A 21,786-nucleotide genomic window follows, 5' to 3' on the forward strand; every position below is an offset into this window, starting at 1 on the left:
GCGGACCGGGCCCTAGGGGACGAGGCTGTCCAGCGGGACGTGCGGGTCGGCCAACGCCTCGGTGTCCACCCGGGCCCTGGCGCGGATCAGCCGCTGGATGGGGTCTGTGACGTCCCACACATTCACGTTCATCCCGGCCAGCACTCGCCCCTCCTTCACCCAGAACGCGATGAACTCGCGCTTGCCCGCGTCCCCGCGGATCACCACCTGGTCGTAGGTGCCCGGCGGCGCCCAGCCGCTGTACTCCATGCCCAGGTCGTACTGGTCGGTGAAGAAGTAGGGCATACGGTCGTAGACGACGTCCTGGCCGAGCATGGCGCGAGCCGCGCTGGGCCCGCCGTTGAGGGCGTTCGCCCAGTGCTCCACCCGCAGCCGGGTGTCGAAGAGTCCGAGCGGGAAGGCCGCCACGTCGCCGACCGCGAAGATGTCGGGGTCGGAGGTGCGCAGCCGCTCGTCCACGACGATGCCGCCGCCGTGCTCCCGGTCGGCGATCTCCAGGCCCGCCGCCTCGGCCAGACCGGTGCGGGGGGCCGCGCCGATCGCAGCGAGGACGTCGTGCGCGGGGTGTTCCTCGCCGTCGTCGGTGCGGGCGGCGAGGACCATGCCGTCCTGGCCGGTGATCTCGGTCAGCCGGGCCCCGAAGTGGAAGCGGACCCCGTGTTCGCGGTGCAGGTCGGCGAAGATCATGCCGAGTTCCGGTCCGAGGACCCGGTGCAGCGGCGTCGGCCCGTGCTCCACGACGGTGACCTCGGCGCCGTACTCCCGCGCGGCGGCGGCGACCTCCAGGCCGATCCAGCCGGCGCCCGCGATCACCAGGTGGCCGTTGTCCCGGCCGAGGTGGCCGAGGACGCCCTTGAGCCGCTCGGCGTGGGCGAGGCGGCGCAGGTGGTGGACGCCTGCGAGGTCGGTGCCGGGGATGTCGAGGCGGCGCGGCTCCGCGCCGGTGGCCAGCAGCAGCTTGTCGTAGCGGACGATGGTGCCGTCGTCGCCGAAGCGTACGGTCTTCGCGGCGCGGTCGATCGCGTCGACCGTCTGACCGAGGTGCAGTTCCACGTCGTTCTGCGCGTACCAGGCGGGCTCGTGCACGAAGACGCTGCTGCGCTCCTCCTTGCCGAGCAGATAGCCCTTGGACAGCGGAGGCCGTTCATAGGGGTGGTCGCGTTCGTCGCAGATCAGTATCACCCGCCCGCTGAAGCCCTCCGACCGGAGTGTCTCGGCCGCCTTGGCGCCGGCCAGGCCCCCTCCGACGATGACGAACGTCTGGTCCGCGTCGACCACTTGATGCCTCCTCGTAAGCGTGCCGCCACATGCGAGCGTCCCGCACGGAGCGTGAACCGGGAAGGGGTAGTGACCCGATCAGGCCACGGAGGGTCACATCCGTGTGGAAATGCACCTCATCAGTCTCACCCGTCGGTCACGTCCGGCGGGTCAGGCGCGCGTGCAGCGAGCGCGCGGAGGCGTCGGTGAGGGAGGCGATCTGGTCGACGACGACCCGCTTGCGGGCGCTGTCGCCGGGCGCCGCCTCGAACAGGGCACGGAACTGCGGGTCCAGCCCTTCGGGGGCCCGCGCGGTGAGCGCCTCGGCCAGTTCGGCGACGACGACGCGCTGGTCGGCGCGGAGCCGTTCCTGCTCGGCGCGCTGCATCACGAACCGGTCGGCGACCGCCTTGAGGACCGCGCACTCCATCCGGGTCTGTCGGGGTACGACGAGTTCGGCGCCGTAGCGGGTGAGCCGCCCGCTGCCGTGGGCCGCCCGGGTGGCGCCCTCGGCGGCCAGGCAGAAACGGCCGATGAGCTGGCTGGTGGCGTCCTTGAGGCGGGCCTGGGCGACCGCGGTGCCGTCGTAGCCGTGCGGCCACCACTCCTGGTCCTGGAGCCGGTCGAGCGCCGCGGCGAGTTCGGCGGGGTCGGTGTCCGCGGGTACGTACCGGCGGACGGCGACCTCGCACACCGAGCGGCGCTCGGGCCCGGCGCGCAGCGCGCGGGGGTCGACGTGGCCGGCGTGCAGGCCGTCCTCCACGTCGTGCACCGAGTACGCCACGTCGTCGGACCAGTCCATGACCTGGGCCTCGAAGCAGGTACGGGTGCCCGGGGCGGCCTCGCGGACCCAGTCGAAGACGGGCCGGTCGTCCTCGTACACGCCGAACTTGCGGGAGGCGTGGTCGGTGGGGTGGGCGCCGCGCGGCCAGGGGTACTTGGTCGCGGCGTCGAGGGCGGCGCGGGTGAGGTTGAGGCCGACGGAGCCCTGCGCGGTGAACCGCTTGGGTTCGATACGGGTGAGCAGTCTGAGGGACTGGGCGTTGCCCTCGAAGCCGCCGCAGTCCCGCGCGAACTCGTTGAGGGCCTGTTCGCCGTTGTGGCCGAAGGGCGGGTGGCCCAGGTCGTGGGAGAGGCAGGCGGCCTCGACCAGGTCGGGGTCGCAGCCCAGGGTGGCGCCCAGTTCGCGGCCGACCTGGGCGCACTCCAGGGAGTGGGTGAGCCGGGTGCGCGGGCTGGCGTCCCAGGCCGGTCCCATGCTGCCGGGCGTCACCACCTGGGTCTTGCCGGCCAGGCGGCGCAGCGCCGCGGAGTGCAGTACGCGCGCGCGGTCCCGCTGGAAGGCGGTGCGGCCCGGACGCTTGTCGGGTTCGGGGGCCCAGCGCTCGGCCGACGCCGGGTCGTAGGCCGCGTAGGCGGCGGTGTCCGGGCCGGAGTCGGCGGGGCCCTGAGGGGCGGAGTCGTAGGCGGCGGAGGGTGCGGGAACCATGTTTCGACAGTAGGCGCCGACCGTGACATTCGGATGGCTGCCGGGCGCCCGCGCGTTGCCGGGTGTGCGGGTCGCGCGGTCGTGCGCGGTCGCACGGAGCGTGTGGGGTCACGCGGTCAGGTGCGGTGTCACGCCGACGCCAGTGCCGGTTCCGTGGCCGACGGCGTCGCCAGCGCCGCCGCGGTCGCCGGGTCCGCCAGCGCCTGGTCGTAGCGGAGCAGGACCAGACGGGCCAGCGCCGGGTGGTCGCCCAGCGGGGCGGACGCCAGCCAGGGGGCCGCCCGCGCGCACTGGGTGGCGAAGCGGCCGGGGGCGGTGAAGCAGGAGGCCACCGCGATCCGGTCCCGGCCGCGGGCGGCCAGCGCCCGCAGCGCCGTGGGCACGGTCGGTCTCGCGGCCGAAGCGTAGGCGGGGACGACGGGCACGCCGAGGCGGTCGGCGAGCAGGCGGGCGGTGCGGCGGGTGTCGGCCGCGGAGTCGGGGTCCCGGGAGCCGGCGGCGGCGAGGACGACCGCGCCGGTACGGCGGGTGGCCTCGGTCGCCGTGGCGGGCCAGCCGGCCTCCATGAGCCGGTCGTACAAGGTCTGCACGAGCAGCGGGTGCGGGCCGAGCGGCGCGGCCACGCGCGCGTGCGCCGCGGTGGCGGCGATCGCATCCGGCAGGTCGTGTTTGACGTGGTGGCCGCGGGTGAGCAGCAGCGGCACCAGGACGGCCGGGGCAGTCCCGAGGGCGGCGAGGGTGTCGGGGAGCAGCGGCTCGTTCAGCTCGACGTGCCCGAGCCGGACCGGCACGGCGGGACGCAGCCGCCGTACCCGCTCCATGATCGCGCGCACGGTGTCCAGCGCGCGCGGGTCGCGGCTGCCGTGCGCCACCAGGACGAGGGCGGGCGGTCCCGGGCGGCGGCTGCCGTCGAGCGGGCGGAGGCCGGGCGGACCTGCCGAGTGGCTGCCGGCCGGATGGCTACTGGTCAGGTGGCTGCCGGCCGAATGGCTGCTGGTTGGGTTCATGAGGTACGGAGCGTGGTGCGGTCGGGGCGGTCGGGAGACTCGTCGCGAGGGGGTTTCGGCGCCGTCATGGAGCGATCCTCGCTGCCGGAGGTTGCACGCCCGTTGCACGGTGGTCACGGGTGTTTTCCGGCGGTTCACACCTCCGGGCGGCCCGGCGTGAGGCGAACCGGACGACCGTGCGCCGCGTCCTCCAGGTCGGGAAACGCCCAGGGTAACGCGACCCTGGGGAGGGAGGGGCATCGCATGAGGATCTGCCGGCCGCGCCTGCCGCGCACCCGAGCCGGGCAGCGGCGGCTGATACAGGGCGTGGTGGCCGGGTGTGTGCTCGCGCTGACCCCGGCCACCTGGCTGCACCTGTCCACGGCCGACCGGCTGCGCCCCCTCGCCGACGTGCCGCGCACCGACGTCGCGGTCGTCTTCGGCGCGGGCCTGTGGCACGGCGAGCCGTCGCCGTACCTGGCGCACCGGCTGGACGCGGCGGCGGAGCTGTACCGGGCGGGCAGGATCGATGTCGTCCTGGTGACCGGCGACAACAGCCGTGCGGACTACGACGAGCCGGACGCGATGCGCGCCTACCTGACCCGGCACGGCGTGCCCGACCGGCGCGTCGTCAGCGACTACGCGGGCTTCGACACCTGGGACTCCTGCGTCCGCGCGAAGAAGATCTTCGGCGTGGACCGGGCGGTGCTGGTCAGCCAGGACTTCCACATCCGGCGCGCGGTGGCGCTGTGCGAGGCGGCGGGCATCGACTCGTACGGCCTGGGCGTGGCCGAGGAGCGTGACGTCACCTGGTACTACGGCGGCGTCCGCGAGGTCTTCGCAGCGGGCAAGGCGGCGCTGGACGCGGTGTTCGAACCCGATCCCCGGTTCCTCGGCCCCCGGGAACCGGGGGTGCGGGAGGCGCTGGCGGGCGGGCGGTGACAGCGGGCGCCGACCGCCGATGTCCGACTTCCGACCGTCGGTGACCACCCGCCGACCACCGGTGACCGCCCGCCAATCGCTGGTGACCGCGGTGACCGTCCCGCCGACGCCGTCCGCCGCCTGCCGCCTGCCGCCTGCCGCCGCGGATCGGCAGCCGGTGTGCTGCCGATCAGCCCTCGGTGAAGTAGTGGTCGCCCTCCAGGTCCGCGATCAGGCCGGGGTGGGCCGGCTCCCAGTCCAGCAGCTCGCGCGTCTCGGCGTTGGGCAGCGTGACGTCCATCGTGACGAACGGGAAGTTCTTGAAGTGGTCCGCGGCCCGGTCGGCCGGGATGCTCACGGCCGGAAGGTCCAGCCGGCGGCCGATGGCCTCGGCGATCTCACGCAGCGGGATGCCCTCTTCGGCGGCGGCGGACAGCTGGGCGCCGGCCGGGGCCTTCTCCAGCCCCAGCCGGAAGAGGCGGGCGACGTCCAGGGTGTGACCGGCGGGCCAGCGGTTGGCGCCGTCGCCGACGTAGCCGGACACGCCCGTGGCGCGGGCGAACCTGATCAGCGTGGGGATGAAGCCGTGCCGGTCCAGGGTGCTGTGGGTGACCGTCGGGACCGCGACGAGGATGCTCCGTACGCCCTGCTCGGCGAATCCGGCGACCGCGCGCGAGACGGCCGAGCGGGGGTTGGCCTCCACCGCCGCGTCGCGCCGTGTCAGGCCGATGCCGATGAGGGTCTTGCCCGTACCGGCCAGCGCGCGGCCGAACGCCTCCACCACGGCCAGGTCGGTGGCGACCGCGCCGGCGAAGTCCCCGGCGGCCATGGCGGCGTGGTCGAACGCGAGGTGGACGACGGCGTCCGCGTCGGCCGCGGCCTCGCCCAGGCCGTCCGGGTCGAGGAGGTCGCCGCGGCGCACCTCGGCGCCCATGGCCTTGACGGCTGCGGCCGAGGAGTCGGACCGGGCGAGCCCGACGACCTCGTGTCCGGCCTGGATCAGTTCGGGCACCACGGCCGAGCCGATGTGGCCGCCGGCGCCGGTGACGAAGACACGCATGAGGACCCCTCCCAGGGTGAGACACCCCGCCGGAACCGGACGAGGTGATGTGACTTGGTAACGTCACCGTACCAGGTGATGTTACCGAGTCACATCACCTATGCTGTGCCCATGGGCCGATGGGAACCGAACGCGCGCGAACGACTGCTGCGCGCCGCACTCGAACTCTTCGTCGAGCAGGGTTACGAGGCCACCACCGTCAACGAGATCGCCGAGCGGGCCGGGCTGACCAAGACCACCTTCTTCCGGCACTTCCCCGACAAGCGGGAGGTGCTGTTCGCCGGCCAGGAGATCCACACCCAGATACTGGCCGACGCGATCGCCGCGGCCCCCGACGCGGCCACCCCCCTCCAGGCCGTGACCGCGGCCCTCGACGCCCTCTGCGCCACCTTCACGGAGGACCGGCGCGAGATCGGCATCCGGCTCCGGGCGGTCATCGCCGTCAACAGCGAGCTACAGGAGCGCGCCGCGTTCAAGGGCACCCGGCTGGCCACGGCCATGACCGACGCGCTCCACACGCGCGGTGTGCCGGAACCGACCGCGAGCCTCGCCGCCGAACTCGGCGTCCGCGCCTTCGACCAGGGCTTCGGCCGGTGGGCCGACCCGGCCAACCGGCAGACGCTCACCGACGTCACCCGCCGGGCCTTCGGCGATCTGCGGGCCGCGGTCGCCGCGCTTGACTGACGCGCACGCCGCGGCACTGACGCACGCGCCGTGGCGATCGCCGTGAGCCGGGTGCCATGACGTCCACCGCGGGTCGGGCACCGTGACGTCCACCGGGGTCCGGCAACGGGCGGCCTCACGGCGGGGCGGAGCGGGCGAGGAGGGTGTCGTCCCGGGGGTGTAACCGGGTGCCCGCACGGGACGTAACACGCCCGGACCACGCTGAACGGCATGGAGACCGCCCCGACGCCCACCCACTGCCCGTACTGCGCCCTCCAGTGCGGCATGCACCTGACGCCCGGGCCCGGCGGCGTCGAGGTGACCGAGCGCGCGGACTTCCCGGTGAACCGGGGCGCGCTGTGCGGCAAGGGGCGCACCGCCCCGGCGCTGCTCTCCTCCGCGGTCCGGCTGACCTCCCCGCTGGTGCGCGCCGGCGGCGTCCTCGTGCCGGCCGGCTGGGACGAGGCCCTGGACCGGATCGCGGCGGGCCTGACCGCGGCCCGGACCGGCCACGGCCCCGACGCGTGCGGAGTGTTCGGCGGGGGCGGGCTGACCAACGAGAAGGCGTACGCGCTCGGCAAGTTCGCGCGCGTGGTCCTCGGCACCTCGCAGATCGACTACAACGGCCGTTTCTGCATGTCGTCCGCGGCGGCGGCCGGCACCCGCGCCTTCGGTCTGGACCGCGGGCTGCCCTTCCCGCTGGCGGACCTCCCGCGGACCGGCTGTCTGATCCTGGTCGGCTCCAACCTCGCCGAGACGATGCCGCCCGCGCTGCGCTACCTCACCGAGCTGCGCGAGAACGGCGGCACGCTGATCGTCGTGGACCCGCGCCGCACCCGGACCGCCGAACAGGCCGACCTGCACCTGGCGCCCCGGCCGGGCACCGATCTCGCGCTGGCGCTCGGCCTGCTGCACCTGGTGGTGGCGGAGGGCCGGACGGACGACGCGTACATCCAGGAGCGCACGTCCGGCTGGGGCGAGGCGCGGGCGGCGGCGATGGCGCACTGGCCGGAGCACGTGGAGCGGATCACCGGGGTGCCGGTCCCGCAGCTCCGGGAGGCGGTACGGCTGTTCTGCGCGCCCGAGGCCGCGATGGTGCTCACGGCCCGGGGCCCGGAACAGCAGTCCAAGGGCACCGACACGGTGGGCGCCTGGATCAACCTGTGCCTGGCGACCGGCCGGGCGGGCCGGCCGCTGTCCGGGTACGGCTGCCTGACCGGGCAGGGCAACGGGCAGGGCGGGCGCGAACACGGCCAGAAGGCCGACCAGTTGCCCGGCTACCGCAAGCTGACGGATCCGGCCGCGCGGCGGCACGTGGCCGAGGTGTGGGGCGTGGACCCGGACACGCTGCCGGGGCCGGGCCGCAGCGCGTACGAACTCCTCGACGCCCTGGGCACGGACGTACGCGCGCTGCTGCTGATGGGGTCCAACCCGGTGGTGTCGGCACCGCGCGCGGCCCACGTCGAGGACCGGCTGCGGTCGCTGGACTTCCTGGCGGTGGCGGACGTGGTGCTCTCGGAGACGGCGGCGCTCGCGGACGTCGTCCTGCCGGTGACGCAGTGGGCCGAGGAGACGGGTACGACGACCAGTCTGGAGGGGCGTGTCCTGCTGCGGCGGCGCGCGCTCGACCCGCCCCCCGGAGTACGCAGCGACCTGGCGGTGCTGCACGGGCTCGCCGCCCGGCTCGGCGTGGAGAAGGGCTTCCCGACGGACCCCGAGGAGGTCTTCGGCGAACTCCGCCGGGCGAGCGCGGGCGGCCCGGCGGACTACTCGGGCATCACCTACCGGCGCCTGTCCGAGGAGAACGGGGTGTTCTGGCCGTGCCCGGACACCCCGCCCCACCACCCCGATCCGGCCACCCACGCCCCGGACCGCACCGACCCGACGCCCCTCGCCCCACCCCACGCCGACCCGACCACCCTCGCCCCGCCCCACGCGCACGCCACCCCCGTGCCCGCCCCGCCGGACGCGACGCACCCGGGTACGCCCCGGCTCTTCCTCGACCGGTTCGCCACCGAGGACGGGCGGGCCCGGTTCGTGCCCGTGGCGCACCGGCCGGCCGCGGAGGAACCGGACGCCGAGTATCCCGTGCTGCTGACCACCGGGCGGGTCGTGGCCCAGTACCAGTCGGGCGCCCAGACCCGGCGGGTGGCCGAGCTGAACGCCGCCGCGCCAGGCCCGTTCGTCGAACTGCACCCGCGGCTCGCGGCGCGGCTCGGGGCGGCCGAGGGCGATCCGGTCGCGGTGGTGTCCCGGCGCGGACGCGCGGTGGCCCCCGCGCGGATCACCACCGCCATCCGCCCGGACACGGTGTTCATGCCGTTCCACTGGCCCGGCGCGGGCCGCGCGAACACGGTGACCAACCCGGCGCTCGACCCGACCTCGCGCATGCCGGAGTTCAAGGTCTGCGCGGTACGCCTGGAGCGTGCCGCGCCGGACGTCACCCCCGGGTGAGCCAGTCGCCGGCCGCGATGCGGACGCCCGCGGTCCGCAGCCCGGCGGCGACCGGGGGCGCGGCCAGGTAGACCCAGGCGCGGGCGGTGGTGCCGTCGGCGCGGTGGACGTCCCGGGCGACGCGTTCGTAGCGGCTGCGCGGGTCGTCCGGCACGTACTCCTCCAACTCGTCGAGTTCGGCGAGAAGTCGGCCGTAGGCCGTGGGCAGCGCGGTGATCAGGTCGCCGTGCACGACTCCGGTCGGCGCCGCGACGGCGTACGGATAACCGGGGCCGTCGTACAGGACCGCGCCGGTGAGCCGGGCGGGTTCCGTCGCGTGGGTACGGCCGCGCAGATACCGGGCGTGGTGGGGTTCGCCGGGGCGGAGGGTGCCGTAGACGAAGAACGGCAGCGGCGGAGAGGTCACAGAACCGATTCTCCCTCTCCGCCGCACCGGCCACAGCTCCCGCAGGCGGCGCGGGACGTGGCTCCGGCGTACGGACGCACCCTGGACACGACTTGTCATGCCCTCTTAAATCTCTGGGGACGTCAGTGTCATCCCCACGCCTCACAGGGCGCCTCCCCAAGGAGACCGATGAGTCGGACACGGCACATCCGAGGATCCCGCCTCGCGACGGCAGGTCTGGCCGCCACCACCGCCACCCTGCTGGCCGCCACGCTCTCCCCCACCGCGCACGCCGTCGACAGACCGAGCCGCGCCACCGCCGTCGAGAACGCGGCGACGGCCCTCGTCCGGCACGCCACGGGCCTGGGCCTCACCGCGGCCCAGGACACCCAGGTCCGCGACGTCATCGTCGACGAGGACGGCAGCCAGCACGTCCGCTACGACCGCACCTACCGCGAACTCCCGGTGCTGGGCGGCGACTTCGTGGTCCACCTGGCCCCCGACGGCGGCTACCGCGGCGCCGACCGCGCGACCCGCCGCGCGATATCCGTCCCCACCGTCACCCCGAAGCTGTCCGCGCCCAGGGCCGCCGACCTCGCGATGAACGCCCTGCGCGCCGCCAACCTCGGCGAACGGCTGAGAAAGGCCACCGCCAAACCGGCACTCGTCGTCGACGCGCTGCACGGCGCCCCCACCCTCGCCTGGCGCACCGACGCCGCGGCCCTGGACCCGCTCGGCAACCCGGTCGCCCGCACGGTGCTGACCGACGCCGGGACCGGCGCCCGGATCGACGCCTGGGACAGCATCGAGACGGCCACCGGAGACGGCCGGTCCCTCTACAGCGGGACGGTGCCGCTGGAGACGACCGTCTCCGGCTCGACGTACCAGCTCAAGGACCCCACCCGGGGCAACACGTACACGGGTGACGCCGAGAACAAGACCGACGTGTGCGTCTTCGGCATCTGCGTCAGCCGCGCCCCCGCCACCCTCTTCACGGACGCGGACAACCACTGGGGCACGGGGACGACCGCCGACCGCGCCTCGGCCGCGGTGGACGCGCAGTACGGCACCGACGAGACGTGGGACTACTACAAGAACGTCCACGGCCGCAACGGCATCGCGGGCGACGGCCGGGGCTCGTACAACCGCGTGCACTACGGAACCAACTACAACAACGCCTTCTGGGACGGCAGTTGCTTCTGCATGACGTACGGCGACGGTGACGGCACCACCTTCGGGCCGCTGGTGGCGCTGGACGTCGCGGGCCACGAGATGACCCACGGGGTGACGGGCTCGACGGCGGCGCTGAACTACACGGGCGAGTCGGGCGGCCTCAACGAGGCCACCTCGGACATCCTCGGCTCGCTGGTGGAGTGGTACGCGGGCAACGCCGAGGACCTGGGCGACTACCTGATCGGCGAGGAGATCGTCCGCCCCGGCTTCGGCAAGGCCGCGCTCCGCTTCATGGACCAGCCCTCCAAGGACGGCAGTTCGGCCGACTACTGGAGCAGTTCGGTCGGCAACCTGGACGTCCACTACTCGTCGGGCGTCGCCAACCACTTCGCGTACCTGCTCGCGGAGGGCAGCGGCGCCAAGACCGTCAACGGGGTCAGCTACAACTCCCCCACCTACAACGGCACCACGGTCACCGGCATCGGCCGGGACAAGCTCGGCAAGATCTGGTACCGGGCGCTGACGGTCTACATGACGTCCACGACCAACTACGCGGGCGCGCGGGCGGCGACGCTGAACGCGGCGGCGGGCCTGTACGGCGCCGGGAGCACGGAGTACAACGCGGTGGCGGCGGCCTGGAGCGCGGTCAACGTGAACTGAGGGGAATTCCGTGGCACGCCGGGGCCCGGCGCGGCTACGCTCCGGGCCCGGCAGCCGCCACCGCCCACCCGACACGGAGACCCATGCCCGGCGCGAAGATGCACGACGACGAACTCGACGTCGACGGCCCGCTCGTGCGCCGGCTGATCGCCGGGCAGTTCCCCGAGTGGGCGGGGCTGCCCGTCACCGGGATCGCGTCCGCCGGGACGGACCACGCCATGTTCCGGCTGGGCGACGACCTGGTCGTACGGCTGCCGCGCCGGCCCGGTACGGCCGGGCAGGTGGCCAGGGAGCAGCACTGGCTGCCCCGGCTCGCGCCGGACCTCCCGCTGGCGGTCCCGGTACCGCTCGGGCTGGGCGCACCGGCCCCGGGGTACGGCCATCCGTGGTCGGTGCTGCGCTGGCTGGCGGGCCGCGACGCCCACACCGCCCCGATCGCCGAACTCGGCTCCGCCGCGGTGGAGCTGGGCCGTTTCGTGGCCGCGCTCCGGAAGGCCGACGCCACCGGCGGTCCGGTGTCCTGGCGGGGCGGCCCGGTCGCGGCGAACGACCGGTACGTCCGCGCGGCCATCCGCGACCTGGGCGCGGCGGGCGCGGTGGACCCGGCCGCCGCGACGGCGCTGTGGGAGGAGGTCGTACGGCTCCCCCAGTGGGACGGCGAGCCCGTGTGGCTGCACGGCGACCTGCTGCCGGGGAACCTGCTGACGGTGGCGGGCCGGCTCACCGCGGTGATCGACTTCGGCGGGCTCGGCGTCGGGGATCCGGCGGCCGACACCCTGGCCGCCTGGGCGGTCCTCACCGCCGGCACCCGCGGCCTGTTCCGCGAAGCGTCCGGCACCGACGCCACGACCTGGGCGCGCGGGCGCGGCTGGGCGCTGTGCTTCGGCCTGATGGCGGAGCACTACTACCGTCGGACGAACCCGGTCCTGGCAGCGGTGGCCCACCGCACGACGACGGAGGCCCTGGCGGACCATGCCGCCGGCGGGGCCTGAGGCCCGACCCCCTGCGGGCTCCTTCCTCCCCCGACCCCGGCGGGCTCCTCCCCCCGACCCGGTGGGGGCTCCTCCCCAGGGTCCGTGCGGCGGCTCCTGAGGGAGTGTCACCCGTTCACACGCCGTGGGCGGGCCGTTCGTGTGGTCTTTCGCCATGGGCCCCCGCACGCCCATGACCTGCCGAAACGCCGTTCCCGGCGCGGGCTCGCGGTGCCCGCGCGACACCCGTTCACCGCAGTTCTGACGGATCGTCAGGAAGCGGGGTCGGCCGTGTGGGCTTTACCTCGGTAGGACAGGGGCGCGACCTCCGACGCGGCACAGGGGGTGCCGCGGGTCGCGGCCCCTGGAACGCGAGGGAGCACGATGCGAAGCACCGCCCGCATGCTGACCGGTACCGCGCTCGCCGTCGCGGCAGCGGGTCTCGCCACCGCGCCCGCCCACGGCGGTGGCACCGCCGCCGCGGCGCACCCGCGCAGCGCCCCGGGCGCCGCGACGGCGACCGCCGCTCTGGAGGTCTCCCCGTCCATCGCGATCCCGGGCGGGCAGATCACGGTGAACACCACGGCGTGCGGGGGGAAGGGCACGGCGGCGGGCGACGCCTCCGCGGTCGGCGCCGGCACCTTCACCCTGGCGCCGAGCACGCACGAGGGCAACGCGATCGGCCAGTTCCGGGTGCCGCCGAGCGCGCAGCCGGGGACGTACGAGATCGTCGCCCGATGTGCCGTGGGCAACCGGCAGGTCACCGGCGATCTGATGGTGACGCTGGCCGCGGCGCACTCACAGGCGCAACCGCACGGCAGCGTGAAGACGGGGGTCGGCGGCGCGCTCGGCTCCGACCCCGTGCAGACCGCGGCGGGCGTGGCGGCTCTGGCCGTCGCCGCCGCAGGCGGTACCTGGCTCCTGCATCGCCGGGCGAGAGGCGACGGGATCTGACGGACACCCTCCGCTGTCCGTCTGCCGGTACCGCCATTCCCCGCCCCCTCCGGGTCCGACGCCCCTCGCGGCCCGGAGGGGGTACGGGGTTCCGGTCCGGGAGGTCCGGGAGGTTCAGGAACTCCCGGACGGTTCGGGAGGTCCGGGCGGTCCGGGAACTCCGGGCGGTCCGTCAGTTCCGACAGGTCCGGGAGGTCCATGAGTTCCGGGAGGTTCGTATGCGCAGGATCGGGGACACCGCGATAGCCGCGGTCACCTTGGTCGCCCTGGGCTCCGGCGTGTGGCTGCTCGGCACCGCCCACCTGTCCGCGCCGCCGCAGCCCGCCGCCGCGGAGGGCGTCCCGGACCCGGGCGAGGAGCGCCTGACGGCGCCCGCGCTGCCGCCCTCCCCGCCCACCCGGATCCGGATCCCGTCGATCCGGGTCGACGCCCCCATGACCGGCCTCGGTCTGACCCCGTCCGGCGGTCTCGACGTGCCGCCGGCCACGAACAAGAACCTGGCCGGCTGGTACGAGGCCGGCACCGCGCCCGGTGAGACGGGCACCGCGATCGTCGCCGGGCACGTCGACAACTCCGAGGGGCCGGCCGTCTTCTACGACCTCGGCGCGCTCAAGCGGGGCGCCGCCGTCGAACTGGACCGGCGGGACGGCAGCGTGGCGGTGTTCACCGTGGACGCGGTCGAGGTCTACCAGGCGCAGGACTTCCCCGACGAGAAGGTGTACGGCGCCGCGCGACGCCCCGAGCTACGGGTGATCACCTGCGGCGGGGGCTACTCCAAGGCCACCGGCTACCGGGGGAACGTGGTCGTCTTCGCGCACCTGACCGGCAGCCGGTAGCGCACGGCCGGGCGGCGACCGCTAGGCGATCCACTGCTCGTAGGCCAGATCCGCCACCAGCGCGAACACCACCGTCAGCAGCACGATCCGGACGAACCCGCTGCCCTTCTTCAGCGCGGTGCGCGCGCCCAGGGTGCCGCCGACGAGGTTGAACACGGCCATCAGGGCGGCGAGCCGCCACAGGACCGTGCCCTGCCAGGCGAACATGGCGAGCGCCCCCGCGTTGGTGCAGCAGTTGACGATCTTGGCGGTGCCGGAGGCGGTGACCAGGTCGAGGTGGAGCACGGCGGTGAGGGCGAGGACGAGGAAGGTACCGGTGCCGGGCCCGACGAGCCCGTCGTAGAAGCCGATGCCCAGGCCCGCGAGGCCGATGGCCGCGAGGATCCGGCGGCGCCCGGCGGGACCGGCCGCCGCTGCCGCGCCGAAGGAGGGGCGCAGGATCACGAAGGCGGCGACGGCGAGCAGCACCACCATGATCACCGGCTTGAGCACGTCGGTGCTCATCCCGGCCGCGAAGAACGCCCCGGCGGAGGAGCCCGCGAGCGCGGCGAGGCCGATGCGGACGGCGTTGCGCACGTCGACGGGTGCCCGGCGGGCGTACGTCACCGCCGCGCCCGTCGTGCCGACGATGGCGACCGCCTTGTTGGTGCCGAGCGCGTACGCGGCCGGGGTGTGCGCGGGCAGGCCGAGCAGCAGCGCCGGCAGGAGCAGCAGCCCGCCGCCGCCCACCACGGCATCGATCCAGCCGGCCGCGAGCGCGGCGAGGCAGAGCAGGACGACGACGGGCAGGGTTATGTCGGGCATGATCGCGACCCTACGGAGCGATCGACCGCACGGGCCACCCTTCCTGAGCTACTTCTGAGCTTCGCCGGACCGGCCTCACGGCCGCCCCCTCATGTCCCCGTCCGAGGCCGCGGCCCTGTCCCGCCCCGCCCCGTACGGTCGATCCGTCCCTCACAGCCGCCGCAGCAGCCCGCTGAGGGCAGCGTTCCTCCCGGGAAACAGTCGTGATGCGGCCGGGTAACGTCGGCGCCGCACGCTGCGGTGCATGACCTCGGACACGCGTGTGGTGGTGATCGGCGCCGGCCTCGCGGGCGAACGGCTCGCCCGGCGCCTCGCCGAGCTGGGCACGTCCGCGCTGCTCGTCGGCGAGGAGGAGCACCACCCCTACAACCGGGTGCTGCTCGCCGAGGTGCTGGCCGGCCGCTACGCCCCCGAGGTGATCGCCCTCCCGGCGCCCGCGCACCTGGTGCGCGCCCGGGTCACCGGCGTCGACCGCGCCGCGCGCCGGGTGCGCTGCGCGGACGGCTCGGAGATCGCCTACGCCACCCTCGTCCTGGCCACCGGCTCCCACCCGGTCCTGCCGCCGTTGCGCGGCCTGTTCGGGACGGACGGAGCGGGACTTCCCGAGGGCGTCCACGCCTTCCGCACCATGGACGACTGCCTGGGCCTGGCCGGGGCGGTACGGCCGGGCGTGCGGGCGGTCGTCGTCGGCGGCGGGCTGCTCGGTGTGTCGGCGGCGCGGGCGCTGGCCGCGCGCGGCGCCCAGGTGGTCCTCGCCCAGCAGGCCGAACGGCTCATGGAGCGCCAGCTCGACCCGGACGCCTCGCGGCTCGTGCTGCGGCATCTGGCGGACCTGGGCGTCGAGGTGCACACCGAGTGCCGGGTACGGGACGTGCGCTGCGCGGACGGCGCGGTCCGCTCGGTCGAGCTGGCCGACGGATACGCCCTGGACACCGATCTCGTGGTCGTCGCCTGCGGGGTCCGGCCGCGCGTGGCGCTCGCCGCGGACGCGGGTCTCGCCGTCCGCGCGGGCATCCTCGTCGACGACGAGCTGCGCACCTCCGACCCGCACATCCACGCCGTCGGCGACTGCGCCCAGCACGCCGGCACGGTGTACGGCCTGGCGGCCCCGGCCCTCGAACAGGCCGACGTGCTGGCCGAGCTGCTGGCGGGACGGGCCGGCGCCCGCTACACCGGCACCCGTGCGCTGACCCGGCTCACCCTGACCGGCCCCGGCTCCCCCTTCGATCTCGCCGCCTTCGGCGAGGCCGAACCGCGCCCCGGCGACGACGTCGTCCGGCTCACCGACGCCACCCGCGGCACCTACCGCAAGGTCGTCGTCCGCGACGACCGCCTGGTCGGCGGGGTCCTGGTCGGCGAACTCGGCACCGTCGGCGCGCTCGCCCGCGCCTGGGAGGGAGCGGAGCCGCTCCCGGACGACGGCCCGCTGCTGCACCTGCTCACCAACGACGGAGGCTCCTGATGTCCACGACCGCACCCGTTGGGGACCGGCCCGGACCCATGGGGGACCGACCCCGGGCCGCCGGAGACCGACCCCGGCCCGTCAGGGACAGCTCCCGGCCCGGCAGGGACAGCTCCCGCCGCACGATCGTGCTCGTCGGCCACGGCATGGTCGGCCAGCGCTTCCTCGAAGCGCTCGCCGAGCGCGGCCTGACCGCCACGCACCGGGTGGTCGTGCTGTGCGAGGAGCCGCGTCCGGCCTACGACCGGGTCCAGCTCACCTCGTACTTCTCGGGCCGGACCCCCGAGGACCTGTCCATGACCGACCCGGGGTTCATCGCGGACCACGGCATCGAGCTGCACGTGGGCGACCCGGCTCAGGCCGTCGACCGCGAGGCCCGCGAGGTCACGGCCCGTTCCGGGCTGACCGTCGGCTACGACGTGCTCGTCCTGGCCACCGGCTCCTTCCCGTTCGTGCCGCCCGTCCCGGGCAAGGACGCCGAGGGCTGCTTCGTCTACCGCACCATCGAGGACCTGCTCGCGATCGAGGAGTACGCGAAGTCCCGGGCGACGACGGGCGCGGTGGTCGGCGGCGGGCTGCTCGGCCTGGAGGCCGCGGGCGCGCTGAAGGGCCTGGGCCTGGCCGCCCACATCGTGGAGTTCGCGCCGCGGCTGATGCCCGTGCAGGTCGACGACGGCGGCGGCGCCGCGCTGCTGCGCACCATCCAGGAGATGGGGCTCGCCGTGCACACCGGGGTGGGCACGCAGGAGGTGGTCGTCGGCGCGGACGGCGCGGTCCGCGGCATGAAGCTGTCCGACGGCTCCGAACTCGCCACGGACATGGTGGTGTTCAGCGCCGGTGTCCGCCCCCGCGACCAGCTCGCCCGCGCCTGCGGCCTCGCGGTCGGCGAGCGCGGCGGCATCAGCGTCGACGAGCGGTGCCGTACGGTCACCGACCCGCGGGTGTTCGCGATCGGCGAGTGCGCGCAGGCGGTCGACGGCCGGGTGTACGGCCTGGTCGCGCCCGGCTACGAGCAGGCGGAGACCGCCGCGGCGGCCATCGCCGAGGCCGACGCGGACCGGCCCGGGTTCACCGGCGCCGACCTGTCGACCAAGCTGAAGCTGCTCGGGGTGGACGTGGCGTCCTTCGGCGACGCGCACGGCACGGCCGCGGACTGCCTGGACGTCGTCTACTCCGACTCCCGGGCCGGGCTGTACAAGAAGCTGGTCATCGGCCGCGACGGCACGCTGCTCGGCGGGATCCTGGTGGGCGACGCGGAGGCGTACGGCACGCTGCGGGCACTGACCGGCTCGGTCCCGCCCGTACCGCCGGAGCGGCTGGTCCTGCCGGCGGACGCGGGCGCCCCGGCGGCGCTCGGGCCGTCCGCGCTGCCCGACGAGGCGGTGATCTGCTCGTGCCACAACGTCACCAAGGCCGCGATCCGCGGCGCGGTGAGCGAGCACTCCTGCACCACCGTGCCCGAGGTGAAGAAGTGCACCAGGGCGGGCACGGGCTGCGGCAGTTGCGTCAAGGTGCTGGGCCGGCTGGTCGCCGCGGAACTGGAGGCGTCCGGCGTCGAGGTCGACAGGGGCCTGTGCGGCTGCTTCGGCCAGACCCGCGAGGAGCTGTACGAGATCGTCCGCGCCCTGCGCGTCACGTCGTACCGTGACCTGCTCGACCGGTACGGCAGGCAGGCGGCCCGGGGCGGCGAGGGCTGCGAGATCTGCAAGCCGGCGGTGGCCTCGGTGATCGCCTCCCTCGCGCCGTCCATCGGGGCGGACGGCCATGTCCTGGACGGCGAGCAGGCCGCGCTCCAGGACACCAACGACCACTTCCTGGCCAACCTCCAGAGGAACGGTTCGTACTCCGTCGTACCGCGCGTCCCCGGCGGTGAGATCGCCCCGGAGAAGCTGATCGTGCTCGGCGAGATCGCCCGCGACTTCGGCCTCTACACCAAGATCACCGGCGGGCAGCGGATCGACATGTTCGGCGCCCGGGTGGAACAGCTCCCGCTGATCTGGGCCCGGCTGGTGGACGCGGGCTTCGAGTCCGGGCACGCGTACGGCAAGGCGCTGCGCACGGTGAAGTCCTGTGTGGGGCAGACCTGGTGCCGGTACGGCGTCCAGGACTCGGTGCGCATGGCGATCGACCTGGAGCTGCGCTACCGGGGGCTCAGGTCCCCGCACAAACTCAAGTCGGCGGTCTCCGGCTGCGCCCGCGAGTGCGCGGAGGCCCGGTCGAAGGACTTCGGGATCATCGCGACGGCGAACGGCTGGAACCTGTACGTCGGCGGCAACGGCGGCGCCACCCCGCGCCACGCGGACCTGCTCGCGCAGGACCTGGGCGACGCCGAACTGGTCCGGCTGATCGACCGGTTCCTGATGTTCTACATCCGCACCGCGGACCGCCTGGAGCGCACGAGCGCCTGGCTGGAGCGGATCCCGGGCGGCCTGGACCATGTACGGGACGTGGTGGTGCACGACTCGCTGGGCATCTGCGCGGAGTTGGAGGAGCTGATGGCGGCCCATGTCGCGCACTACCGCGACGAGTGGGCCGAGACCCTCGACGACCCGGAGAAGCTGGCCCGGTTCGTGTCGTTCGTGAACGCGCCCGAAGCCCCCGACCCGCTGGTGGGCTTCGTCCCCGAGCGCGACCAGATCAAGCCCGACCTGCCGCTGCTGACGCTCGGCACCCGCCCCCTGGAAGGAAGCGCCCGATGACCCTGGCACCCGAGACGACGGACGTGACCGTCCAAACGACGGACCCGACCGTCGAGTTGCGGTGCGACGGGGACTGGCTGACCGTCTGCGACCTGGCGCGGCTGCTCCCCGGCCGCGGCGTGGCGGCACTGCTGCCCGACGGCCGGCAGGCGGCCGTCTTCCGGGACCGCGCGGGCCGGCTGCACGCCGTCGACAACCGCGATCCGTTCAGCGGCGCCGCGGTCCTCTCCCGCGGTCTGACCGGCACCCACCAGGGCCGCCCGTTCGTCGCCTCCCCGCTGCTGAAGCAGCGTTTCTGCCTGGAGTCGGGGCAGTGCCTGGACGATGCGTCGGTGCGGGTGGCGACGTACGAGGTCCGGACCCGGTAGGGACCCACCCGCCGCCAGGGGCCCGGGACCGGCAGACGGACAGAACGCTTCCGTTAGGTCATATGCACGACATATCTACGGGGTACCCATCCGTGGGCCCTGGGGTCCGTCTCCGCACGACCTCGCCGCCGGACCGGCGGCGACGCGGTCACGACCACCCCTGGGGCGTGCAGGCGGCGGTCCGCCGGGACGCGATGGGCCGTTTCCAGCACGAGGCCGCGGCGGCGGATCCGGTCCGGGGCGTGATCCACCTCACGGAGGACGTCACCGACGGGTGCTACTACCGCTTGGGGCGACCTGTCGGCCGGCACCCTGGAGGTGCTGGTCGGGGGCACGGCCACCAGCGGCCCGGTCAGCTGGGCGCGCGTCCCCGACCCGACGGGCGCGACGGCCACCCGCAACCAGGTCTCGGGCGCCAAGCGGTTCAACGGCGGCGAGGGCTGCCACGACGTTGACGGCACCTGCTGGTTCACCACCAAGGGCGACAACCGCGTCCGGCAGTACGACGCCGCGGCCCAGACCACCGAACTCGCCTACGACGACTCTCTGGTGACGGGCGGCAGCGCCCTGCTGACCGGCGAGTGGGTGCAGAACACGACGGCGGGCACCATCAACGCCAATGGCATCGTCGGCACGCCCGACGGGTCCGCGCTGATCGTCGTCAACGGCGGCAGGCTCTACCGCGTACCGGTCGACACCGGCGAGACCGTGCAGCTCACCCTCAGCGGCACCGACGCCCTCACCTACGGCGACGGCCTGCTCCGGATCGGCCACACCCTCTACGCCGTACAGAACAGCGCCAACCAGGTCAGCGTGCTCGACCTGGACGACAAGGCCGGCACCGCCACCCTGACCCGCACGATCACGGACGCGCGCCTCGACGTCCCCACTACCGCGGCCTCCTACGGAGACCTCCTCTACCTGGCCAACGCCCGCCTCACCACGCCCCCGACCGCCGACACGACGTACCACGTGATCGCGGTGCCCCGCTGACGCTCGCCGACGGGCGACACCGCGACGCCACCTGGGCGGCACCCTCCCCAGGGTGCCACCCCTCTCCACTTGACCTACTTGACCGATCGTTCTGGAAAACTCTAGGCTCGTGTACGTGGCGAGGACCAAGGAATTCGATCCGGACACCGCCCTCCAGGCAGCCATGGAACTCTTCTGGCGGCGCGGCTACGAGGCGACGTCCATGGCGGACCTGGTGACACACCTGGGCATCGGACGGGCCAGCATCTACGCGACCTTCGGCAGCAAGCACGAGCTGTACCTGAAGGCGTTCGACCGGTACTGCGAGAACCGCGACGCCCTGCTGCTGCGGGAGCTGTCCCAGCCCGGCCCGGCGCTGCCCGCCGTCCGCGCCACCGTACGGCGGTTCGCCGCCGAGTCGGCGGAGGAACTGCGGCTGTGCGGCTGCCTCGTCACCAACACGGCCGCCGAACTGGCCCCGCACGACCCGGCCGCGGCCCGCCGCGTCGAACAGCGGTGGGACTACCTGGAGACCTTGCTGCACTCGGCACTGACCCGGGCGCGGGCGCAGGGCGAACTGCCCGCGGAGCGCGATCCGCGGGCGCTGGCCCGCATGCTGCTGGTGCTGATGCAGGGCCTGCGGGTCACCGGGAAGGCGTCGCCCGACCCGACCCGCGTGCGGGACGCGGCCGAGCAGGCACTGACACTGCTGGACTGAACCGCCCGACCGAGCCCGGAGCCCGGACCTCGGGCTCCTTTTCCCTGCCACCATACTGAACCGAACGGTCAAATAAAGGGGAGATCATGACCACTGCCGCCGCACGGACCCGTTTCGCCGGCCGCACGGCCCTCGTCACCGGAGCCGGCTCCGGCATCGGACGCGCGACGGCCCTCGCGTTCGCGACGGAGGGCGCCCGGGTCGTCGTCGCCGGACGCCGGCGGGAACCCCTGGACGAGACCGTCCGGCTGATCGCGGAGCGGGGCGGCGAGGCGTTCGCCGCGACCGGTGACGTCACGCTCGCCGCGGACGCCGAGGCACTGGCCGCCACGGCGGCGGAGCGCTACGGCTCACTGGACGTGGCGGTCAACAACGCGGGTGTCTTCCGGGGCGGGCAGCCGCTCGCCGACCTCCCGGAGGCCGACTGGCACACCCAGCTGGAGATCAACGTCACCGGCGTCTACCTGGCGATGCGGGCCCAGATCCAGCACATGCGGCGGCAGCCGGCCGGCGGAGCGATCGTCAACGTCTCCTCCAACCTCGGCCTGCACGCCACCTCCCCCGGCGCCGCCGCCTACGCCGCCACCAAGGCCGCGGTGACCGCGCTCAGCCGCGGCGCCGCCCTCGACCACATCCGCGACGGCGTACGGATCAACGTGGTCAGCCCCGGCGCCAGCGACACCCCGATGTCCCTGCGGCCCGGCGAGACGGAGGCCGCCCGCACCGAGCGAGCGAAGGCCACACTGCCGCTCGGCCGCATCTCCGCCACCGACGAGATCGCCAGCGCCGTGCTCTACCTGGCCTCACCCGAGGCGGCATCGATGGTCGGCTCGGACCTGGTGGTGGACAGCGGGGGGTCGCTGTGAGCGTCTTCGTGTGAGCGGCGCGTCCGGGGCCGCACCGGCCCCGGACCCGGCCGTGGTCGGGCTGCTGGTGACCGATCCTCGCGACCAC

The 21,786-nt window shown here is 74.3% G+C and carries 18 protein-coding genes and 1 pseudogene; 13 read left to right on the forward strand and 6 right to left on the reverse strand.

What is annotated here, in order from left to right; genetic code table 11:
- Positions 1-12: 12 nt before the first annotated feature.
- The 3 genes from ACFY2B_RS30675 to ACFY2B_RS30685 form a co-directional block, all read right to left on the reverse strand.
- The gene (locus ACFY2B_RS30675; protein WP_390766315.1) at positions 13-1,278 is read right to left on the reverse strand and encodes an NAD(P)/FAD-dependent oxidoreductase; all 1,266 of its coding nucleotides are present in this window, start codon (positions 1,276-1,278) and stop codon (positions 13-15) included.
- A gap of 136 nt (positions 1,279-1,414) precedes the next feature.
- Positions 1,415-2,746: a deoxyguanosinetriphosphate triphosphohydrolase gene (locus ACFY2B_RS30680; protein WP_390766316.1), complete on the reverse strand. Its 1,332-nt coding sequence runs from the start codon at positions 2,744-2,746 to the stop codon at positions 1,415-1,417.
- Positions 2,747-2,874: 128 nt separating this feature from the next.
- Positions 2,875-3,753: a sirohydrochlorin chelatase gene (locus ACFY2B_RS30685; protein WP_390766317.1), complete on the reverse strand. Its 879-nt coding sequence runs from the start codon at positions 3,751-3,753 to the stop codon at positions 2,875-2,877.
- Between the two features lie 243 nt (positions 3,754-3,996).
- Here ACFY2B_RS30685 and ACFY2B_RS30690 point away from each other — a divergent pair, with 243 nt between their 5' ends.
- Entirely contained in the window at positions 3,997-4,674 is a 678-nt protein-coding gene (locus tag ACFY2B_RS30690) for a vancomycin high temperature exclusion protein (RefSeq protein ID WP_390766318.1), read from the forward strand.
- Positions 4,675-4,843: 169 nt separating this feature from the next.
- Here ACFY2B_RS30690 and ACFY2B_RS30695 read toward each other — a convergent pair whose 3' ends face one another.
- Positions 4,844-5,713 (reverse strand): SDR family oxidoreductase, encoded by an 870-nt coding sequence (locus ACFY2B_RS30695; RefSeq protein WP_390766319.1) that lies wholly within the window; start codon positions 5,711-5,713, stop codon positions 4,844-4,846.
- A gap of 111 nt (positions 5,714-5,824) precedes the next feature.
- Here ACFY2B_RS30695 and ACFY2B_RS30700 point away from each other — a divergent pair, with 111 nt between their 5' ends.
- Positions 5,825-6,397, forward strand: a complete 573-nt coding sequence (locus ACFY2B_RS30700) for a TetR/AcrR family transcriptional regulator (protein ID WP_390766320.1) — start codon at positions 5,825-5,827, stop codon at positions 6,395-6,397.
- Positions 6,398-6,607: 210 nt separating this feature from the next.
- The gene (locus ACFY2B_RS30705; RefSeq protein ID WP_390766321.1) at positions 6,608-8,830 is read left to right on the forward strand and encodes a molybdopterin oxidoreductase family protein; all 2,223 of its coding nucleotides are present in this window, start codon (positions 6,608-6,610) and stop codon (positions 8,828-8,830) included.
- Here ACFY2B_RS30705 and ACFY2B_RS30710 read toward each other — a convergent pair.
- Positions 8,817-9,236 (reverse strand): gamma-glutamylcyclotransferase family protein, encoded by a 420-nt coding sequence (locus ACFY2B_RS30710; protein WP_390766322.1) that lies wholly within the window; start codon positions 9,234-9,236, stop codon positions 8,817-8,819. The two genes, ACFY2B_RS30705 and ACFY2B_RS30710, sit on opposite strands and share 14 nt — an antisense overlap.
- A gap of 168 nt (positions 9,237-9,404) precedes the next feature.
- Here ACFY2B_RS30710 and ACFY2B_RS30715 point away from each other — a divergent pair, with 168 nt between their 5' ends.
- From ACFY2B_RS30715 to ACFY2B_RS30730, 4 genes are all read left to right on the forward strand, one after another.
- Entirely contained in the window at positions 9,405-11,048 is a 1,644-nt protein-coding gene (locus ACFY2B_RS30715) for a M4 family metallopeptidase (RefSeq protein WP_390766323.1), read from the forward strand.
- Between the two features lie 83 nt (positions 11,049-11,131).
- Positions 11,132-12,040, forward strand: coding sequence for an aminoglycoside phosphotransferase family protein (locus tag ACFY2B_RS30720; RefSeq protein WP_390766324.1), 909 nt, complete (start codon positions 11,132-11,134; stop codon positions 12,038-12,040).
- Between the two features lie 363 nt (positions 12,041-12,403).
- Complete coding sequence (locus ACFY2B_RS30725) at positions 12,404-12,973, forward strand: hypothetical protein (RefSeq protein WP_390766325.1); 570 nt, start codon at positions 12,404-12,406, stop codon at positions 12,971-12,973.
- A gap of 218 nt (positions 12,974-13,191) precedes the next feature.
- The gene (locus ACFY2B_RS30730) at positions 13,192-13,809 is read left to right on the forward strand and encodes a class F sortase (RefSeq protein ID WP_390766326.1); all 618 of its coding nucleotides are present in this window, start codon (positions 13,192-13,194) and stop codon (positions 13,807-13,809) included.
- A gap of 21 nt (positions 13,810-13,830) precedes the next feature.
- Here the strand turns inward: ACFY2B_RS30730 and ACFY2B_RS30735 are convergent, their stop codons facing one another.
- Positions 13,831-14,613: a sulfite exporter TauE/SafE family protein gene (locus ACFY2B_RS30735; protein ID WP_390766327.1), complete on the reverse strand. Its 783-nt coding sequence runs from the start codon at positions 14,611-14,613 to the stop codon at positions 13,831-13,833.
- Positions 14,614-14,857: 244 nt separating this feature from the next.
- On the opposite strand from ACFY2B_RS30735, the gene ACFY2B_RS30740 reads away from it, so the two are divergent.
- The 6 genes and pseudogenes from ACFY2B_RS30740 (at position 14,858) to ACFY2B_RS30765 (ending at position 21,698) form a co-directional block, all read left to right on the forward strand.
- Positions 14,858-16,075 carry an NAD(P)/FAD-dependent oxidoreductase gene (locus ACFY2B_RS30740; RefSeq protein WP_390766328.1) on the forward strand — a complete coding sequence of 406 codons (1,218 nt, stop codon included), beginning with the start codon at positions 14,858-14,860 and terminating at the stop codon, positions 16,073-16,075.
- A gap of 146 nt (positions 16,076-16,221) precedes the next feature.
- The gene (nirB, locus tag ACFY2B_RS30745) at positions 16,222-18,774 is read left to right on the forward strand and encodes a nitrite reductase large subunit NirB (RefSeq protein WP_390766353.1); all 2,553 of its coding nucleotides are present in this window, start codon (positions 16,222-16,224) and stop codon (positions 18,772-18,774) included.
- Positions 18,771-19,142: a nitrite reductase small subunit NirD gene (gene nirD, locus ACFY2B_RS30750; RefSeq protein ID WP_390766329.1), complete on the forward strand. Its 372-nt coding sequence runs from the start codon at positions 18,771-18,773 to the stop codon at positions 19,140-19,142. The genes nirB and nirD overlap by 4 nt, the downstream gene beginning before the upstream one ends.
- 158 nt (positions 19,143-19,300) lie before the next feature.
- Positions 19,301-20,135: pseudogene (locus tag ACFY2B_RS30755) on the forward strand (alkaline phosphatase PhoX); the annotation flags it as partial.
- A 115-nt stretch (positions 20,136-20,250) separates the two neighbouring features.
- Positions 20,251-20,832, forward strand: a complete 582-nt coding sequence (locus ACFY2B_RS30760; RefSeq protein ID WP_390766330.1) for a TetR/AcrR family transcriptional regulator — start codon at positions 20,251-20,253, stop codon at positions 20,830-20,832.
- Positions 20,833-20,918: 86 nt separating this feature from the next.
- Entirely contained in the window at positions 20,919-21,698 is a 780-nt protein-coding gene (locus tag ACFY2B_RS30765; protein ID WP_390766331.1) for an SDR family NAD(P)-dependent oxidoreductase, read from the forward strand.
- The last annotated feature ends 88 nt before the right edge of the window (positions 21,699-21,786 follow it).

Source organism: Streptomyces sp. NPDC001270, from assembly GCF_042896695.1.
GTDB lineage: Bacteria > Actinomycetota > Actinomycetes > Streptomycetales > Streptomycetaceae > Streptomyces.

Excerpts from the sequence above, each read along its gene's own strand:
- ACFY2B_RS30700 (WP_390766320.1), top strand. The coding sequence starts at position 5,825 with ATGGGCCGATGGGAACCGAACGCGCGCGAACGACTGCTGCGCGCCGCA.
- ACFY2B_RS30705 (WP_390766321.1), top strand. The coding sequence starts at position 6,608 with ATGGAGACCGCCCCGACGCCCACCCACTGCCCGTACTGCGCCCTCCAG.
- ACFY2B_RS30685 (WP_390766317.1), bottom strand. The coding sequence starts at position 3,753 with ATGAACCCAACCAGCAGCCATTCGGCCGGCAGCCACCTGACCAGTAGC.
- ACFY2B_RS30715 (WP_390766323.1), top strand. The coding sequence starts at position 9,405 with ATGAGTCGGACACGGCACATCCGAGGATCCCGCCTCGCGACGGCAGGT.
- ACFY2B_RS30740 (WP_390766328.1), top strand. The coding sequence starts at position 14,858 with ATGACCTCGGACACGCGTGTGGTGGTGATCGGCGCCGGCCTCGCGGGC.
- ACFY2B_RS30720 (WP_390766324.1), top strand. The coding sequence starts at position 11,132 with ATGCCCGGCGCGAAGATGCACGACGACGAACTCGACGTCGACGGCCCG.
- nirB (WP_390766353.1), top strand. The coding sequence starts at position 16,222 with ATGGTCGGCCAGCGCTTCCTCGAAGCGCTCGCCGAGCGCGGCCTGACC.
- ACFY2B_RS30725 (WP_390766325.1), top strand. The coding sequence starts at position 12,404 with ATGCGAAGCACCGCCCGCATGCTGACCGGTACCGCGCTCGCCGTCGCG.
- nirD (WP_390766329.1), top strand. The coding sequence starts at position 18,771 with ATGACCCTGGCACCCGAGACGACGGACGTGACCGTCCAAACGACGGAC.
- ACFY2B_RS30730 (WP_390766326.1), top strand. The coding sequence starts at position 13,192 with ATGCGCAGGATCGGGGACACCGCGATAGCCGCGGTCACCTTGGTCGCC.
- ACFY2B_RS30690 (WP_390766318.1), top strand. The coding sequence starts at position 3,997 with ATGAGGATCTGCCGGCCGCGCCTGCCGCGCACCCGAGCCGGGCAGCGG.
- ACFY2B_RS30765 (WP_390766331.1), top strand. The coding sequence starts at position 20,919 with ATGACCACTGCCGCCGCACGGACCCGTTTCGCCGGCCGCACGGCCCTC.
- ACFY2B_RS30695 (WP_390766319.1), bottom strand. The coding sequence starts at position 5,713 with ATGCGTGTCTTCGTCACCGGCGCCGGCGGCCACATCGGCTCGGCCGTG.
- ACFY2B_RS30735 (WP_390766327.1), bottom strand. The coding sequence starts at position 14,613 with ATGCCCGACATAACCCTGCCCGTCGTCGTCCTGCTCTGCCTCGCCGCG.
- ACFY2B_RS30680 (WP_390766316.1), bottom strand. The coding sequence starts at position 2,746 with ATGGTTCCCGCACCCTCCGCCGCCTACGACTCCGCCCCTCAGGGCCCC.